The sequence below is a fragment of the Sagittula marina genome, from assembly GCF_014196795.1.
Taxonomy (GTDB): domain Bacteria; phylum Pseudomonadota; class Alphaproteobacteria; order Rhodobacterales; family Rhodobacteraceae; genus Sagittula; species Sagittula marina.
Genome location: NZ_JACIEJ010000007.1, coordinates 96,138 through 113,018, shown reverse-complemented (window position 1 = coordinate 113,018; position 16,881 = coordinate 96,138). Strand labels below are relative to the sequence as shown.

Genomic DNA, 16,881 nt, shown 5'->3' with positions numbered 1-16,881 from the left:
TGCCCGTTTCCTGTACGTGCCAATAATTCAAAAGGATCAGTCGACTTCACCAGCCGGGATCGCGTTGTCCGGTTCGGTCACTTCGATGCCGGGACCAACTTCAACCTGCGACTCTGCCTCTTCCGGCCCGTTGGACGCAAAAAATAGATACCCAACAAAAATCAAGAGGATCACTGCCACAAAGCCGAGGACCATTTTCATTCCGCCCAGCGCCCCTTTGTGACGGCGTTCTTGGGTTTTGATATTGGTGTCGGGTGCAGACATGTGTGTCTCCTCGGCGGTGAACAAATTCCTGCGGCGTGGTTGCCGCTGCTTGGTTACAGGCCTAACACTTCAGCAACGGCGCGGGTTCCATCGTGTCACCAAAAAAGGAGCACACCATGAAGGATCAAGCCCCCACCGCCCCGGAGACAGTTTTCCTCAAGGACTACACCCCCTTCGGCTGGATCGTCGAGGCTGTGCACCTCACCTTTCGCCTGTCTCCCGACGCAACACGTGTCCTGGCAAGCATCCACTTTGCACCGAACCCTGATGCCCCGGCGCAGGATTTCTTTTTGCACGGCGAAGACCTGAAATTGATCGAAGCCAGGATCGACGGCGTGGCCATCACGCCAGAGGTCACCGCGCGCGGCCTTACGGCGCAAGTGCCTGCCGGCCGCTTCCTGTGGGAATCCGAGGTCGAGATCGCGCCTGCGCAGAATACCGCGCTTGAGGGCCTTTACATGTCGGGCGGCATGTATTGCACCCAGTGCGAGGCAGAAGGCTTTCGCAAGATCACCTACTATCCCGACCGCCCAGACGTGATGGCCACCTTCACTGTCCGGATCGAAGGCAAAGAGCCGGTCAAGTTGTCGAACGGGAACCCCGGCGACACCGGTGACGCGTTTGCCGAATGGCACGACCCCTGGCCCAAGCCTGCGTATCTGTTCGCGCTCGTCGCCGGAGATCTGGTGAACCATCCCGATCGCTTTACCACTGTCTCCGGGAAGGATGTGGAGTTGAACATCTGGGTCCGGCCCGGCGACGAGGACAAATGTGCCTTTGGCATGGACGCGCTGAAAAAGTCGATGAAGTGGGACGAGGACGTTTACGGACGCGAATACGATCTTGATATCTTCAACATTGTGGCCGTCGACGATTTCAACATGGGCGCAATGGAGAACAAGGGGCTGAACATCTTCAACTCGTCTTGTGTGCTCGCCTCCCCCGAGACCTCCACCGACGCAAACTTCGAGCGTATCGAGGCGATCATCGCCCATGAGTACTTTCACAACTGGACAGGCAATCGCATCACCTGCCGCGACTGGTTCCAACTGTGCCTGAAGGAGGGGCTGACTGTCTATCGTGACAGCCAGTTCACCTCTGATATGCGCTCTGCCCCGGTGAAACGGATCGAGGATGTGATGGTTCTGCGCGCGCGCCAGTTCCCGGAGGACCAAGGACCGCTGTCGCACCCTGTGCGCCCTGAAAGCTTTCAGGAAATCAACAACTTCTACACCGCCACCGTCTATGAGAAAGGCGCCGAAGTCATTGGTATGCTGAAGCTGCTGGTGGGCGACGAGGCCTACGGCAAGGCGCTCGACCTTTACTTTGAACGCCACGACGGCGACGCCGCCACCATTGACGACTGGCTGCGCGTGTTCGAGGATGCCACCGGCCGCGATTTGGCACAGTTCAAGCTCTGGTATTCGCAATCCGGCACCCCGCGCGTTTCCGTCACCGAGGATTACGCCGAGGGAAGCTATACCTTGACCTTCAAACAGCACTCCCCCGACACGCCGAACCAGACGGACAAGCGGCCGCAGGTCATTCCCATGGCTGTTGGCCTGCTGAATCCCAATGGGGATGAGGTCGTGCCCACGACTGTGCTGGAACTCACCGAAACCACGCAGAGTTTTACCTTTGACGGGCTGTCTGCAAAGCCGGTGCCCTCGCTGCTGCGCGGCTTCTCTGCCCCGGTCGTGCTGGAACGGACCACAACCGCGCAGGAAAAGGCGTTCCTGCTGGCGCATGACACCGACAGCTTCAACCGGTGGGAAGCCAACCGCGACCTCGCCCGCGAATGCCTTCTGGCGATGATCCTCGATGGCGCTGGTCCCGACACCGCATGGCTGGACGGCTTGGAAAACGTGCTGCGCGACGAAAGCCTCGACCCCGCCTATCGCGCCCTGATGCTGGCCGGACCAACCAATTCCGAGATGGCGCAGGTGTTGCACGAACGCGGCCACACTCCCGATCCCGATGCGATCTACAACGCGGGGGAAACCCTGTCACAGTTCCGCGCCGAACGCTGGGTGGATCTCTTGCCGCGCTTCGCCGAGGAAGCGCGCGTCACGGCCCCCTACGCCCCCGACGCAGAGCAATCGGGAAAGCGCTCGCTTGGCTCCGCAGTGCTTTCGCTGCAAACACGTCTGGATGGTGGGAAGGCCGCGCAGGCGCAATACGAGAGCGCCGACAACATGACCCATCAACTGAGCGCCTTGGCGCAGCTGGTGCGCGCGGGCAAGGGCGACACCGCCCTCGCCGCCTTCTACGACCAATGGCAGAACGACCGCCTGGTGATCGACAAGTGGTTCGGTCTGCAAATCGCCGCATTGCCCCCCGAACAGGCCGTGGCCCGCACCGCAGCCCTGACAAACCACAAGGATTTCACCATCAAGAACCCCAATCGCTTCCGCGCGACACTGGGGGCTCTGTCCGGGTATCATGCGGCCTTCCACCAAAAGGATGGCGCAGGTTACGCATTGGTGGCGGACAAACTGATCGCGCTGGACGATTTGAACCCGCAAACGACGGCCCGCATGTGTTCCGTCTTCCAGACGTGGACTCGCTACGATGCGGACCGACAGGCGCTGATCCGCACTCAGCTGGAGCGTATCAAATCAAAGCCAAACCTGAGCCGCGACACAGATGAGATGGTAAGCCGTATCCTGGGCTGACACGCCGACAGAAACGTGCCCGTCATGGCGCAGCCGGATACGGGTGATCTGAGTTGGTCTTGACCAAAGTGGCCGCGATGAATTTCATCGCGGCCACTTTTTGGCATGCAAAGAAAAGGCACATATATGCGACGCCATTTCCCCGCACATACTTCGCGGACCGCCGTTCAGGCAAAGCTCAATACCCTCGGCACCTCGGTAACACGCCGCGTTTTATCGATGCGCTTGGTGGGACGCTCTCCGACGGATCCAGATGCGTGACACCCTCCATACCTTCAGTGCGGACTTGCCGCTGCAACCCGTAGCAGTTTAATTGGCCTCAGCTTTCAGGCGTGTTGTCACATGCCTGATGAGCCATTGGACCAAGGAACAGGAGCGGGGATGACTGGACTTTTAATTGTGACCGGAGCCTCCGCAGGAATTGGCGCTGCCACCGCGCGCAATGCGGCCTTCAACGGTTGGTCGCGGATTGTGGTGCACTATGGTCAGGACAAGACCGGAGCGGAGGACACCGCCGCCGTCGTCGAAAGCATGGGTGCGCAGGCCTATCTTTTTCAGGCTGACGTGACAAAGCCAAAGGCCGTCGCGCGCATGTTCGTGAAACTGGCCGAGATGAAGCCGGGACGGGTCGGTCTCCTCAACAACGCGGGCATCGTTTCACCGACCGGCTCGATCATGGATTTGACGCCGGAGCGTGTCGAAAAGGTCTTTGCCGTCAACTGCTTTGGCGCGATCGAGGTGGCGCGACAGACCGTTGGCCTGATACGGGACTGGAGAAAAGGCGGCGCCATCGTGAACATCTCAAGCGCGGCGGCTCGGCTGGGAGCGCCCGACATGTACATCGACTACGCGGCGACCAAAGGGGCAATTGATACCTTCACGCTTGGCCTCGCCGATGAACTCGCGCCTGAGGGCATCCGCGTGAACGGCATTCGCCCCGGCATTATCGAGACCGGTATCCACGCCAAAGGCGGCGTGCCCGATCGACTCGAAAAGATTGGCAAATCGCCCCCCATGGGCCGGCCCGGCACGGCAGATGAAATCGCCGAAGCCGCGCTCTGGCTGTTGTCGGAACGGGCATCCTATGTGACGCGCTCGATCCTTGATGTCACAGGTGGTCGCTGATATCGCCTAGACAAGACGCTGTTTTTCACTCTGCGCATGGTCGTCCGCTCGCAAAGTGTTATATATCTGTGCAACTGGACTTATGACGGCGTGTCTGTCATGAAATCTTTAACAAAAATGTGATCTCGGCAGATATATGAAAGACCGCATAGACCCATTGATCGAGGAACGCGCGCCCTGGTTCAACCGGGATACCGTGGCCGTTGCTGCATGGCGCCGTATTCTGGAGCGTCTGTTGCAGTACCAGCGCACGCTCGACGTGGCGGGTGAGCTCGAACATATCAGCGCGCAGGATGGCTTTCGCCTGCTGGGTGACATCATTTACCGCGATGTGCAGATCACCGGATTGGACAACATCCCGCGTCAGGGCCCGGCCCTGATCGTGTCGAACCACCCCACCGGGCTGGCCGATGGCGTAATGTTGTACAACGCCTTGGCTGACATTCGCCCGGACGCGTACTTCTTCGCCAACAAGGACGTTGTGCGCGTTCTCCCACAGCTCGATGACATCGTTTGCCCGGTGGAATGGCGCAAGGAGCAACGCTCACACGCCAAGACGCGTGAGACGATGGCCTACTGCCGCGACGCCGTGGAAAAGGGCCGACTTGGGGTGATTTTCCCCTCCGGGCGCCTGGCCAAACGGCGAGGGCTGTCGCTGCATGAACGGCCCTGGATGGCCTCCGCTGCGATGATCGCGCGCAAATTGGACCTGCCGGTGATCCCGGTGAACATCCGCGCGCGCAACTCGGCCATGTTCTACCTGTTCGATATTCTGCATCCCACGCTGCGGGACATTTCCCTCTTCCATGAGACGCTGAACAAAGCACGCCAGCCCTTCCGCATCACCATTGGTGAGCCGATTTCCCCCTCTGCACTGCCGGCAAAGTCCGAAGAGGGTATCGAAATGCTGCGACGCGCCACCTTGGCCCTTGGTGGGCCGAAGGCCCCGGCGGTGTCATTGCTGGACGCCACGCGCCGCCCAAGCTGGCGCAAAGCCTGATAAAACCCGAAAGGCCCCCGAATCGGGGGCCTTCTTGTTATCTGCGCCGCGTTCGACAATCAGCTTTCAGATTGCGTGCTGATCACAGGGATCGCATCGTAGGCTTCCTGAAATTTTTCGATCTGCGGACCCAACGTTTGTGGCAAAAGCCGTTCCGCGTAGGCGCGGGCGAGCACCGCAACTGGGCGCACCAATGGCCGAATATCTGCGAACTCCGCCATCTGGGCATTGCGCTTTTCCTGTTCAAAGCGCACCATCAGCCCCTCATCGCGGGCGACAGGACGCAGCGATTTGCCCAAGCCTTGGCAGTAGGACTGCGACTTCGTCCAGTTCATGATGTCCTGACGCTTGCGGCGCGAGTGGAATGGCCCCCAGTCAGCTGCCACACCACGCATGTTAGAGCTGACAACCTGATCGCGCTCCACCGTCACGGCCATGATTCGCAAAGCGCAGGACAGGTTATCCTCAGGATCTTTGAGGGCATTTCCCGACCGAGCCTTGCAGCCATAACCGCGCGCCGTCCCTGGCAGGATTTGCGTCAGACCATACCAAAGACCTCCGCCTCCGACGGCCGTGGGACGATGGGTGCTTTCATGCCACGCCACCGAAGAAATCAACCCAACCCAAAAGGCTTCGCGCTGTTCGCGGCTTGCGGTTGTATACGCAGGGCAGTAGTTTTCGATATCCGCGGGTACGATATCGGGTAGATTGTGGGCATGGGATCGCAAGGCCTTGAGAGAGGCCATGGTCCAGCTTTTACGGCCGGGTTTTTCATCCCAGCGGGCTTCGGGCACCGTAAAACGGCGAGTGACGGGGCGCAACGAGACAGAGACCGCCTGGTCCGAAATGACTTCAGGCGCGTTTAACTCGGCCTGCATTGGCAACGGATTTGCATCCGCTGTCGACACGGCCGACAATGTCCCGATGAGCGTGATAAGGGCAGCAACACGCAACATGACGCCGGGAACCTGCCTACAATTGTCGTAAAATTCAAGTCTGCCTTGATCGCATGGTTGGCAGAGCCTTGCCGAACTATGGCGGAATACGGCGCATGGACCAGTGCCCTGCAGCGCCAGCGCCTCACATCCGCGGATGCCCAAGCCTCGCCGAACAATGAACGACAGCCGGTCGCTTGTTCTTCTAGAACGCGCCTTCTTTTGGTCCATTTGAGCAGCCAGTGTGCAGCCCTGAAACCCTTTCAAACTACGTATATTCCATTGGCTTTTGTCATATTGTCCGCATTCGTAATTAGAGGAGCCCCATGAATCTGCATCGGCCCACAACGCCACATCCCGTCTTTGACCCTGCGCGCCTGGCCTTGGTCCGGAGCGCGGGTGAAAAGGCCGTTCCGCCCTTGCGCCCGCGTGTGGATATTCCGGTCCGCGACCCCTGCCCCGACGCCGAAGACCGCGCACGTCATCACAGCCGTGGGCGGTTTCTGGCCCGCCAGGAGGCCTGGGATCAGCTGGCCAAGGAGATGCGCGAAGCCGAATCGGCAAAGCTTCTCACCCCCGGGTTGGCCCCCGTGACCATGTGTTTGGCCGAAGGCGCACGGTCCGATGTCTGCACTGCCGCCCGCAAGGCTGTCGCACGCGGCGAACCGCAGCGGGTCGTGACCACCCTGCGCGCTTTCGAGGCCAGCCTCGCCGACGAAGACCCCGAAGACTTGCCTTTGCTCTATTACATCCTTGCCATGGCGCATGTGGAAACCGCCGGTGCCTGGCGCGGTGCATCTCCTGCGGCGAAGCTCGCGCAGCAACGGCGCAGCGCCTATGTCCAACACATGCGCGCGGCTCAGGCGCTCGCTGACCGCTTCGATCCGTTTGAACATAACACGATCCTCTGGGCCGCGTTGCGCTGCGCGGTGCTGGAGGCCGATGCAAACCCCGCGTCACGGATGGCCGACGACTACGAAGATTTCATCGAAATGGACCCGCGCCTGCCGGGCCCCATGCGTGCCCTTGGCCGCAACGCACGACCCCGCCGCTTCGGCAGTTGGGAGGTGTTGGAAAACGAGGCGCGTCGCGTGGCCATGCAAACCGCAGACGTCTGGGGCGTCGGTGGCTACACTTGGGTGTACATCGGCGCTTTGGAACGCGATGCCGGGGCCTTCCGCCGCCTCGACGCGGAACTCTTCATTGCAGGTTTACACGACGTTCTGGCGCGCTTTCCGACACAGGACATGGCCAACCGGCTTGCGGCCTTCACTGGGCTGACGGTCGGAGGCCCCTCGGAACCCGGCTCCTCGCGTCGCCGCGTGGCGGACGCCCTTGGTTGGATCACACAAGACCACCTGCGCGAACTACACCCCGTCATCTGGGCCGAGGCGCCAACCCCCGGTCGCCCCCTGCCCGGCGACAGCACCAAGGACCCGTCCAAGCGGGGCCGCATCCGGGCGAACTCTGCGTTGGGGGAATTTTACGCGCCGGCGTTGAACGCCGGCCGCCGATTGGTGTTCTCCGCTGACGGTGTGCGCATGTTGAAGGGCGACTGAGCCACGCGGACCTTGCCCCCGCGCCCCGCCTGAATTATTCCGCCTCTCAACTCTGCCCCTATCCGCCCGAGCCCGAGAGGACGTGCCATGCTGGACCTGACCTATGAGACCCCCAAGCCCAAGGTGATCGCGGGCGCGAAGCACGACTGGGAACTGGTGATCGGTATGGAGGTCCACGCCCAGATCGCCACCGAGGCCAAGCTGTTTTCCGGCGCGTCGACAAAATTCGGTGCCGAGCCGAACTCCAACGTGTCCTTCGTCGATGCTGCCATGCCGGGGATGCTGCCGGTCATCAACGAATATTGCATCGAACAAGCCGTGCGCACGGGGCTGGGCCTGAAGGCCGAGATCAATCTGAAGTCGGCGTTTGACCGTAAGAACTACTTCTACCCCGACCTGCCTCAGGGCTATCAAATCTCTCAGCTTTATCACCCACTGGTGGGCGAAGGCGAAATTCTGGTGGATATGGAGCCGGGAATCGCGCGTCTGGTGCGCGTTGAACGCATCCACGTCGAGCAGGATGCAGGCAAATCGATCCACGACATGGACCCGAACATGTCCTTCGTCGATCTCAACCGCACCGGTGTTGCGCTGATGGAGATTGTCTCCCGCCCCGACATCCGTGGTCCGGAGGAAGCCGCCGCCTACATTGCCAAGCTGCGGCAGATCCTGCGCTATCTGGGCACCTGTGATGGCAACATGCAGAATGGCAACCTGCGCGCCGACGTGAACGTGTCCATCTGTCGTCCCGGCCAATACGAGAAGTATCAGGAAACGCAGGATTTTGCGCATCTCGGTACACGCTGCGAGATCAAGAACATGAACTCCATGCGCTTTATCCAGATGGCGATCGACGTGGAGGCCAAGCGGCAGATTGCCATCATCGAGGCCGGCGGCACGATTGATCAGGAAACCCGTCTGTACGATCCGGACAAGAACGAAACGCGCTCCATGCGGTCCAAGGAAGAAGCGCATGATTACCGCTACTTCCCCTGCCCCGATCTGCTGCCACTGGAGATCGAGCAAGGCTGGGTCGATGACATCGAAGCGTCTCTGCCGGAACTCCCCGACGAGAAGAAAGCGCGCTTCATCAAGGACTTTGGCCTGTCCGAATACGATGCCAACGTGCTGACGGCCGAAGTGGTGAACGCCGGCTATTTCGAGCAGGTCGTAACGGAGGCAGGCGACGGCAAATTGTCCGCCAACTGGGTCATCAACGAGCTCTTTGGCCGTCTGAAAAAGGACGACAAGGACATCAAGGACAGCCCGGTCAGCCCCATGCAGCTCGCCGGTATTATCAAGCTGATCAAATCGGACGCCATCTCCGGCAAGATTGCCAAGGATTTGTTTGAAATTGTCTACACCGAAGGCGGCGACCCGGAAGTCATCGTCGAAGAACGTGGCATGAAACAGGTCACCGACACCGGCGCAATCGAAGCCGCGGTGGACGAGATCATCGCCGCCAACCCGGCGCAGGTCGAAAAGGCCAAACAGAACCCCAAACTGGCAGGCTGGTTCGTTGGACAGGTCATGAAAGCGACGGGCGGCAAGGCCAACCCCAAGGCCGTCAACGAGCTCGTCGCGGCGAAGCTCGCTCAAGCATAACGGTCTCCGCCTGAAAACAGTATTTTGAACGGGGTCTCCACGAGGCCCCGTTTTTTCTCGCCGTCGGTATCCATACCCCTTTTCACGGCACGCTCAGCGGCAACCGCCGCGCCGATCCCAGCCTCCGATCAACAGGGAGGCGCCCGGCGACCACAGTCTCGGCCCCTCCTCCCGATGGACAGGACCACAAAGACCGTAGGCAATCCTCTCCCACCGCAGCGCAGAAACCGTACTCCCGCCAATCCACCTCGGCTCGGCCTTCCCGCGCAGCCTTGACGGACACGTTGTTAACGCGTGCTAACTCCGAGATGACTGCCTATCCCCAACTGTCAGGCGGAGGCTTGCCATCCCTTCTCACGATGTTGCGCGCGCGGCATTTTTTTTGTCGTCAAGACCTGTAATCGCGGCCCGAATTGTCTAAAGTCCAGCGTCCGAGTCGAGAGAGGTTGAAATGAGCAGATCCGATCCCTTCGGTTTCGATATGTCGATCAAGTCCGCCAAGAAAAAGAACCCGCGCGGGCGGCGTGGCATGACCGGCGAGTCCGAAACCTCGCAGCGCGTGTGCGAACACGAGGGCTGCGACCAGCCGGGCAAGTTCCGGGCCCCAAAGGCCCCGGATGTGCTGGATGATTTCTATTGGTTCTGCAAGGACCACGTCCGCGAATACAACGCCAAGTGGTCCTTCTTTGATGGCAAGACCGAAGCTGAAATGAACGCCCAGGAATCCTCCGACAAGGTCTGGGAAAGAAAGACAAAAGACTGGCGCGACCCGGAGGCAAAGGCTTGGGCGCGCCTGGGAATCGAGGACCCGCATCAGGTTCTCGGTGACAATGCAACGCGCAACCCTGGCCGCGCCAAGGCCGGTGGCACCCGCAAACTGCCTCCGACCGAGCGTAAGGCGCTGGAGATTCTCGATGCCAAGGACAACATGACCAAGGCCGAGATTCGCAAGGCTTACAAGAAGTTGATCAAGGTGCTGCACCCCGACATCAATGGTGGGGATCGCAGCCAGGAAGATCAGCTGCAAGAAGTCGTCTGGGCATGGGACCAGATCAAGGATTCGCGCTCTTTCAAATAGGGCGCGGGCCAAGATGGTCAGGTCTGGCTTTGCCGATCTTCAATCTGAAAAACGGCCCGCTCCTGCGTAAGGGGCGGGCCGTTTGCCATATGGAACGACAAGGAGAGCTGCGAACCACTTGGGAAACGCGCGGCGCATCACCACCTATGGTTGAAAAAATTGTAGACAGGCGGTTCAGCATATCCTAGCCTTGGATCAGGTCGTTTCGGGTATTGTCCGAACATCTCCCACCACTCACAGACGTGCCGTAGACCACGGGCCTTGCGATCGCGCCGGGCCCGTGGCGTCGCGTCAGGCCGGCTTGAACGTCAAAGATACGCCGTTCAGGCAGTGTCGTTCGCCCGTCGGCTCCGGCCCATCGTCAAAAATATGCCCCAGGTGGGATCCGCAGCGGCGGCAATGCACCTCTGTGCGGACCATGAAGAATTTGCGATCGGCTTTCGTCTCCACTGCATTGTCCAATGGCTTCCAGAATGACGGCCAGCCGGTGCCGCTCTCGTATTTCGTCTCCGATGGGTACAACGGCAGATCACAGCCCTTGCACAGGAACGTGCCGTCTCGCTTTTCGTCATTGAGCGGCGAGGTGAAAGCACGCTCTGTGCCTTCTTTGCGCATGACCTTGTATTCAAGGGCGCTCAACATGGCGCGCCATTCCTGTTCGGTGCGCGTCACCTCGAAACCGCCAGCGGCTTGGGTGCGGGTGGTCAGGGCGGCAGCCAGCACAGAGGCCGCGCCAGTCCCCAAGAAAATACGTCTGTTCATGTGGCTCCTCCAGAGTTTGTTCCAAGGTGGGAGCGGAATGCCAATCAGGCAAGCCACGTCCCCGTGAGCGTCTTCCACGTGTCGACCCAGCACAGCCTTGCACGTCATGTCGAAGGCACCAACGTCCTCCCGCAAACACGCCAAAGCGCTTGCGGGAGGACGAAGATGACCGGGGTACTGCCCCGGCCTGTGAGAGCCTTATTGCTTCGGCAGCAGAACGCGGTCGATGACGTGGATCACACCATTTGATTGCTGAACGTCGGCCACGGTCACGGTCGCTTCGCGGCCGTTTTCGTCGGTCAGCGTGATCATGTCGCCGTCCATCTTCGCCTGCAGGGTGCAGCCGCCAACGGTCGGAACCGGGTGCATGCCGCCATCATCTGCGATCATGCCGGCAATTGCGTCGGACATCGCATTGGCAGACACCACGTGGCAGGTCAGGATTTTCGCCAGTTGGTCCTTGTTTTCGTCCATCATCAGCGCGCCGAGGCTTTCTTCGGAGATCATGCCAAACGCTTTGTCAGTCGGCGCGAACACGGTAAACGGACCTTCGGAGTTCAGCGTATCCACCAAGCCCGCCTGCTGCACAGCAGCAACCAGAGTGGTGTGGATCGGGGAGTTCACCGCATTCTCGACGATGGTCTTGTCAGCGAACATGGCCGCGCCGCCCACCATCGGGTTGCCGGTCTCGGAATGGCTTTCGGCCATTGCGCCGGTTGCGGTCAGAGCGGCTGCGATGATGCTCAGTGTCAGGGTTTTCATAGGGTGTTCCTCCAGGTCAGACTATTCAGTGCCGCGGACCACTTTGGCCTCACGGTTGCCTAGAGCCACGAAAGACATGCGCATGAAGTTTCGAGAAATTTCAATTATTCACTTCACGCTCGCGTGTGGTTGCGCCACGCGACGCCAAGCCGCTTTTCAGAGCGCGCGCGGCGTTTTTGTATGCGGGTTACGCTGCAAGTCAGGCATGATGTACCCATGACCTATGTTTTGCCCCGCGCGCCTGACACGGCCCCTACGACAAAACGGATCGCTGACCGGCGGCTCCGTTTCAGGCCGTCGGCGTGCGCTGGCCTCAAAAACTCTGCCCAGCCTCCAGAAGGAAGTGCCTCCTGATGTTTCTCTCCGTCTTCGACATGTTCAAGGTGGGCATCGGCCCATCGTCGTCCCACACAATGGGCCCGATGGTCGCCGGGGCGCGGTTTCTCGACAAGCTGCGCGCCCTGCCCTTCGCCGCCCACGGCGTGCGCGCGTCGCTTTATGGCTCGCTGGCCTTCACCGGTGTGGGCCATGCAACCGACCGCGCGACGGTGCTTGGGTTGGCGGGCTTCACGCCAGAAGCCTACGACAACGACAAGGCAGAGGAGACATTGGCCAAAATCCGCGAGACCGGCCAACTGACGCCGGGTGGCTTGTCGCCGCTGGCCTTCGATCCGGAGAATGGCCTGCGCTTTGATTTCGGTCCGGCCCTGCCCGGTCATGCCAATGGCATGGTGCTCGAAGCCCTCGATGCCCAAGGCGACGTGATCTTGCAGGAGACGTATTACTCCGTCGGCGGTGGCTTCGTGCTGACCGCGGACGAGCTGGCCGCTGGTAAGGACACAGACGACGGCGCGCCCGTGCCCTATCCGTTCAAATCGGCCAACGAGATGCTGGAGATGGCGCAAAGCTCAGGCAAAAGCATCGCCGAAATGAAGCGCGCCAATGAAATTTCCCGTGGCAGCAGCGCACGTCTTGACGATGGGATCGCGCGCATCTGGCAGGTGATGGAGGATTGCATCGACCGGGGCCTTGAAGGTCAGGGCATCCTGCCCGGTGGCCTGAGCGTGAAGCGGCGCGCGCGCAACATCCATGAACAGCTGTTGGCAGAGCGCGGCACCAACATGGCCGTGCCTCACGTATGCAACGACTGGATGAGCGTCTACGCCATGGCGGTGAATGAGGAGAACGCCGCCGGTGGGCAGGTCGTCACCGCGCCGACCAATGGCGCGGCGGGCGTGGTGCCTGCTGTGATCCGCTACTGGTTGGACCATGTTCCCGGCGCGACACGCTCCCGCATTCCCGAATTTCTGCTGACGGCAGCGGCCATCGGTGGGCTCGTGAAATACAACGCATCGATTTCTGGCGCAGAAGCGGGATGCCAGGCGGAAGTCGGGAGCGCCGCAGCCATGGCCGCCGCAGGTCTTTCCGCCGTCATGGGCGCGACCCCGCAACAGGTTGAAAACGCGGCTGAGATCGCGCTGGAACACCACCTCGGCATGACCTGTGATCCGGTCAAGGGGCTGGTGCAGGTGCCTTGTATCGAACGTAACGGTCTGGGCGCGATCAAGGCCGTCTCCGCTGCGTCTTTGGCGATCAGGGGCGACGGCACGCACTTTGTGCCGCTCGACTCCGCCATCGAAACCATGCGCCAGACCGGACAGGACATGCATGAAAAGTACAAGGAAACCTCGCTCGGAGGGCTTGCTGTGAACATCCCCAATTGCTGACCAAACGTGGGAAGGGGCGCTGTCGCCGCATAAAGGTACACCCGAAGATCCACCGCCGCAAAGCAAGCAGGATTAATCTTCAGATCTTCGGGCCCTAGATATATCTGGGGCGCCCACAAATCGTGTTTGGCCTCATTGATCCGAAACGTCTCCCTTCAGGCAGTACCCCGACGCAGCTATTGAGGGTCACCTGGGGTCTTTAGAGGGGCAGCGCCGCTTGCTCATTGTCGCCGTCTCGCACGGTGCCACTGTCTCGTCGGCTCTGAAAAACTGGGGCATGCGCCATTTCCGGGTGGCACCGCTGGTTTCCGGAACTTAAGGTCTTAGAAGGTGGCCATGATTGCGGTGAGTGCCTTCCGGAAATGGTCGATGATCCTTGTGGTGATGTGCCCTAAGCCGCAAAGGATTGCGTAGGCCGCACGGCCGGTCGTGGAAACGCTGCCAGCCCAAGAGATACAATCATCTGGAAGTCTGATGCTTATCAAAGTTGGCGATGCCCGCACCTCGAATATCGATCTGGTTCTGGCGGGCCTGCTCTCTTCAATCGCGGGTGCGCTGAACGCTGTCGGATTTCTTATCGCCGGAACTTTCACGGCAAACATGACAGGAAACATCTCGGCCTTCGCCGACCACATCGCGAATGGCGCGCTCACGATCGCATTCTCCTTTTTGGGGTTGGTGGCTGCCTTTATCTGCGGTGCAGGTATGGCGGCACTGGCTATTCAAGCCGGTGAACGCCGGCAACTCCGGTCAATATACGCGCTGGTGATTTCAGCCGAGGCCGTCGTTCTTTTACTGGTCGGCACCGAGCTTGCCATGACATCCGCCACAGAGCACGAGACATTTCTGGTCATCGTCCTCAGTTTTGTGATGGGTCTTCAAAACGCGGCGACCACGATGATTTCGCGGGCGCGCGTTCGAACGACCCATGTGTCGGGAATGGCGACCGATATTGGCATAGAGTTTGCGGCACTGCTCGGAGGGGAAGCGTCACGACAAGAAGCCACGCCAAAGCTCCGACTACACAGTCTGACACTGGCCTGTTTTGCTTTCGGGGGCTTTTGCGGGGCGCTGTTGTTTCAGATCGTGGGAAGCTGGCTGTTCATCATCGCCGCTCTGTCTTTGCTGTTCATAGCAGTGCCCGAAGCCGTCAGAGCGCACCGTTCTTGAGGCCACCACGCAACGACCCTATGGTTTATGCGGGTCCAAACCGGACGTCGAAGCCCTGTTGGCGCAGGGTGAAATGCCCCGCTCGGCCGACCACGCCTATGTCCCCCGCGGTACGGGGCTGCGTCGCCCTCGGCCGCAGCACAGATTGCATTGTCCGCACCTAAACGCTGATCTTGCACAGCATGAACTTCGCCCCCTGCCCTTTTGCCGTGACAAAGCGGATTTCGCCGTGCCCTTTGTACCGCAGCGCATCGCCCGGAGCGAGGTAATGCGCTTCGTTGTCGACGACGGCATGCAGGTACCCCGTCAACATCAACAGATGATGCTCCTGTCCGGCCACTTCCGGCGCTTCCTGTACCCAATGGGTGCCTGGGGTGATCTTGCACTCGACAACTTCGCCTGACAACGCGGCCGACGCCGGAGAGACAATCCGCCGCGACAGACCGGTTTCACCATCGCGCCATAACGCCTGATCATCACGTCGGATTTGGGCAGCGAATCCGTCCTCCATCATCGACATCAGACGCGACAAGGTCATCTCATGCGCTGCCGCAAGGCGGTTCAGCACATCTGCCGAAGGGCTGACCTCGGCATTCTCAAGCCGTGACAGAGCGGCCCGAGACACGCCACTGGCCGCAGCCAGTTGATCCAAAGTCCAACCACGGGCCGCGCGCAGGACAGACAGCCGCGCAGCCAGGCGAACCGTCAGTTCGCTCTTCATTCGTTACATCCCCCCGGGAATCTATCCCGTTCCCGAGACTAGCTTGGATTCGCGAAAAAACGCAACCGCAGGGGATCGCCGCATCGGGTGATCCGCCTCATAGAGGGTAGAAGGTCTGGCCCCCTCTTGCAGACGCAATACGCTGGGCGCGCCGATGCAAATCTCCCCCGGGTTCAAGCCGCCACCCTCGGACAAGGCTGGCACGCCATTGACCTGCGAACATAGGGGCCCGTACATCTCGATACGGATACACGCGTGCTGCGCCCCTTGCGCACTCTGCTAAACGACCACATCAAATTAACCCCCGGCACCAGAAACAAGCGGCCAGCCAGCACTCTTCGCTGGCTCACAGCTCGCAAACCAAGGGCCACGCACTTTCTGCCCAAGATCGAGATTTCGGTGAAGCGCCGCATTCTGGACAGACAGGAAAAGGCTACGCCCGTCAGGTGCTCGCCAATAGACATTCAGTGCAGGATCACCTTTGCGCTATTCAGGCCGCCGAAATCCGCCAATCAGATCGTCTTTCGGCGGTTCAGACCATCACCGAAAGCCTGATTTCCCGAAGACATCGCATTCAGAGAGGTCAAAACCCGTCAAGCCGCGCCAAAACACCGTTATGATCTGATCCGAGGGTCGGCATTTGTTCGACGCTGCCCAGACCGCTCGTCGTCAGAACATGGTCAATCCCAAGGTGCATCGGCACCGGCATATCCCCGAACGTATGCAGATGCTTGCCCACACGTTGGGTCCCAGAGGCCCGTGCCACCCGTTTCACCGTCCAAGACCATGCCACGGAGTTGAAGTCACCCGCCAAAATGACCGGCCCCTCCAGCGCAAGAAGCTCATCCATCAGCCTGTCCACCTGATCTGGCTGGCGATAGGGCCAAGGCCAGGCGACATGCAAAGAAATGAGCCACACCGGCCCGCTTGGTGTCTGGATCTGTACCCCCGCCAAACCATCCGGCGTCGAGCAGAACGCCGTTCCCGGCACCGAGGGAAACCGTGACAGGACCGCCTCGGTACTTTGCGATTGGGCCCGGCAAAGCTGCTGCGTTGGATAGGTCGCGCGCAAGGCATCCGTAATGGCCTCATTGCGTTTAGAGACCTCCTGCAAGGTGATGAAGTCAGGTTCCAGCTCCGAAATCTGTGCCAGAAATGCAGCGTCCTCGGTCCGATTATACAGCAGGTTCTGCTGATAGAGCAGAAACTGCCCCGGCTCCAAACTTTGCGACGGCAGGCGCATCCACACATGCCAGCCCAACACCCCCAGCGCGACCAAGGCCAGAGGCCAGCGCAACCACCGCGACCAATCCGTCCAGATCACCGCCAAGGCCGCCACGACAAGCAGCCCAACCCGGAAAACTGCAAGGCTGTCCCCGACGGGATGAATGCGCGCTCCGTAACTGGCGACCACAGCCAGCCAAGCCAAAACCGCTACCGCCTTCAGCACCACCTGTATCATTCTCACCTTCCCGTGACGCGCAAGCCCATTGACTTG

The 16,881-nt window shown here is 60.3% G+C and carries 14 protein-coding genes; 8 read left to right on the top strand and 6 right to left on the bottom strand.

The annotated features are described in order from the left end of the window. Positions 1–36: 36 nt before the first annotated feature. Positions 37–264: a hypothetical protein gene (locus tag GGQ68_RS14490; RefSeq protein ID WP_183967209.1), complete on the bottom strand. Its 228-nt coding sequence runs from the start codon at positions 262–264 to the stop codon at positions 37–39. 116 nt (positions 265–380) lie between these two features. Between GGQ68_RS14490 and pepN the strand changes: the two genes are divergently transcribed. The 3 genes from pepN to GGQ68_RS14475 all read left to right on the top strand — a co-directional run bounded on the left by pepN (position 381) and on the right by GGQ68_RS14475 (position 5,064). Then, positions 381–2,939: an aminopeptidase N gene (pepN, locus tag GGQ68_RS14485; RefSeq protein ID WP_183967207.1), complete on the top strand. Its 2,559-nt coding sequence runs from the start codon at positions 381–383 to the stop codon at positions 2,937–2,939. 381 nt (positions 2,940–3,320) lie between these two features. Next, positions 3,321–4,064 carry an SDR family oxidoreductase gene (locus GGQ68_RS14480; protein ID WP_183967205.1) on the top strand — a complete coding sequence of 248 codons (744 nt, stop codon included), beginning with the start codon at positions 3,321–3,323 and terminating at the stop codon, positions 4,062–4,064. A 136-nt stretch (positions 4,065–4,200) separates the two neighbouring features. Then, positions 4,201–5,064 carry a lysophospholipid acyltransferase family protein gene (locus GGQ68_RS14475; protein WP_183967203.1) on the top strand — a complete coding sequence of 288 codons (864 nt, stop codon included), beginning with the start codon at positions 4,201–4,203 and terminating at the stop codon, positions 5,062–5,064. A 59-nt stretch (positions 5,065–5,123) separates the two neighbouring features. On the opposite strand, the gene GGQ68_RS14470 is transcribed toward GGQ68_RS14475, so the two are convergent. Next, the gene (locus GGQ68_RS14470; protein WP_246429376.1) at positions 5,124–6,347 is read right to left on the bottom strand and encodes a lytic transglycosylase domain-containing protein; all 1,224 of its coding nucleotides are present in this window, start codon (positions 6,345–6,347) and stop codon (positions 5,124–5,126) included. Between GGQ68_RS14470 and GGQ68_RS14465 the strand changes: the two genes are divergently transcribed. The 3 genes from GGQ68_RS14465 (at position 6,326) to GGQ68_RS14455 (ending at position 10,241) form a co-directional block, all read left to right on the top strand. Further along, positions 6,326–7,558: a hypothetical protein gene (locus tag GGQ68_RS14465; protein ID WP_183967201.1), complete on the top strand. Its 1,233-nt coding sequence runs from the start codon at positions 6,326–6,328 to the stop codon at positions 7,556–7,558. The two genes, GGQ68_RS14470 and GGQ68_RS14465, sit on opposite strands and share 22 nt — an antisense overlap. A gap of 87 nt (positions 7,559–7,645) precedes the next feature. After that, entirely contained in the window at positions 7,646–9,163 is a 1,518-nt protein-coding gene (gene gatB, locus GGQ68_RS14460) for an Asp-tRNA(Asn)/Glu-tRNA(Gln) amidotransferase subunit GatB (RefSeq protein ID WP_183967199.1), read from the top strand. A gap of 451 nt (positions 9,164–9,614) precedes the next feature. After that, complete coding sequence (locus GGQ68_RS14455) at positions 9,615–10,241, top strand: J domain-containing protein (RefSeq protein WP_183967197.1); 627 nt, start codon at positions 9,615–9,617, stop codon at positions 10,239–10,241. Between the two features lie 291 nt (positions 10,242–10,532). On the opposite strand, the gene msrB is transcribed toward GGQ68_RS14455, so the two are convergent. Both msrB and GGQ68_RS14445 read right to left on the bottom strand, forming a co-directional pair. Further along, the gene (gene msrB, locus GGQ68_RS14450) at positions 10,533–11,003 is read right to left on the bottom strand and encodes a peptide-methionine (R)-S-oxide reductase MsrB (protein WP_183967195.1); all 471 of its coding nucleotides are present in this window, start codon (positions 11,001–11,003) and stop codon (positions 10,533–10,535) included. 198 nt (positions 11,004–11,201) lie between these two features. Beyond that, positions 11,202–11,765 carry a fasciclin domain-containing protein gene (locus GGQ68_RS14445; RefSeq protein WP_183967193.1) on the bottom strand — a complete coding sequence of 188 codons (564 nt, stop codon included), beginning with the start codon at positions 11,763–11,765 and terminating at the stop codon, positions 11,202–11,204. Between the two features lie 353 nt (positions 11,766–12,118). Between GGQ68_RS14445 and GGQ68_RS14440 the strand changes: the two genes are divergently transcribed. Together GGQ68_RS14440 and GGQ68_RS14435 are read left to right on the top strand one after the other, a co-directional pair. Then, the gene (locus GGQ68_RS14440) at positions 12,119–13,492 is read left to right on the top strand and encodes an L-serine ammonia-lyase (RefSeq protein WP_183967191.1); all 1,374 of its coding nucleotides are present in this window, start codon (positions 12,119–12,121) and stop codon (positions 13,490–13,492) included. Between the two features lie 474 nt (positions 13,493–13,966). Further along, entirely contained in the window at positions 13,967–14,662 is a 696-nt protein-coding gene (locus GGQ68_RS14435; protein ID WP_183967189.1) for a YoaK family protein, read from the top strand. 160 nt (positions 14,663–14,822) lie between these two features. Here the strand turns inward: GGQ68_RS14435 and GGQ68_RS14430 are convergent, their stop codons facing one another. After that, the gene (locus GGQ68_RS14430; RefSeq protein ID WP_183967187.1) at positions 14,823–15,383 is read right to left on the bottom strand and encodes an XRE family transcriptional regulator; all 561 of its coding nucleotides are present in this window, start codon (positions 15,381–15,383) and stop codon (positions 14,823–14,825) included. Positions 15,384–15,966: 583 nt separating this feature from the next. After that, positions 15,967–16,845 carry an endonuclease/exonuclease/phosphatase family protein gene (locus GGQ68_RS14425; RefSeq protein WP_183967185.1) on the bottom strand — a complete coding sequence of 293 codons (879 nt, stop codon included), beginning with the start codon at positions 16,843–16,845 and terminating at the stop codon, positions 15,967–15,969. Positions 16,846–16,881: the final 36 nt, after the last annotated feature.

Excerpts from the sequence above, each read along its gene's own strand:
- GGQ68_RS14490 (WP_183967209.1), bottom strand. The coding sequence starts at position 264 with ATGTCTGCACCCGACACCAATATCAAAACCCAAGAACGCCGTCACAAA.
- pepN (WP_183967207.1), top strand. The coding sequence starts at position 381 with ATGAAGGATCAAGCCCCCACCGCCCCGGAGACAGTTTTCCTCAAGGAC.
- GGQ68_RS14480 (WP_183967205.1), top strand. The coding sequence starts at position 3,321 with ATGACTGGACTTTTAATTGTGACCGGAGCCTCCGCAGGAATTGGCGCT.
- GGQ68_RS14475 (WP_183967203.1), top strand. The coding sequence starts at position 4,201 with ATGAAAGACCGCATAGACCCATTGATCGAGGAACGCGCGCCCTGGTTC.
- GGQ68_RS14465 (WP_183967201.1), top strand. The coding sequence starts at position 6,326 with ATGAATCTGCATCGGCCCACAACGCCACATCCCGTCTTTGACCCTGCG.
- gatB (WP_183967199.1), top strand. The coding sequence starts at position 7,646 with ATGCTGGACCTGACCTATGAGACCCCCAAGCCCAAGGTGATCGCGGGC.
- GGQ68_RS14455 (WP_183967197.1), top strand. The coding sequence starts at position 9,615 with ATGAGCAGATCCGATCCCTTCGGTTTCGATATGTCGATCAAGTCCGCC.
- msrB (WP_183967195.1), bottom strand. The coding sequence starts at position 11,003 with ATGAACAGACGTATTTTCTTGGGGACTGGCGCGGCCTCTGTGCTGGCT.
- GGQ68_RS14445 (WP_183967193.1), bottom strand. The coding sequence starts at position 11,765 with ATGAAAACCCTGACACTGAGCATCATCGCAGCCGCTCTGACCGCAACC.
- GGQ68_RS14440 (WP_183967191.1), top strand. The coding sequence starts at position 12,119 with ATGTTTCTCTCCGTCTTCGACATGTTCAAGGTGGGCATCGGCCCATCG.
- GGQ68_RS14435 (WP_183967189.1), top strand. The coding sequence starts at position 13,967 with ATGCTTATCAAAGTTGGCGATGCCCGCACCTCGAATATCGATCTGGTT.
- GGQ68_RS14430 (WP_183967187.1), bottom strand. The coding sequence starts at position 15,383 with ATGAAGAGCGAACTGACGGTTCGCCTGGCTGCGCGGCTGTCTGTCCTG.
- GGQ68_RS14425 (WP_183967185.1), bottom strand. The coding sequence starts at position 16,845 with ATGATACAGGTGGTGCTGAAGGCGGTAGCGGTTTTGGCTTGGCTGGCT.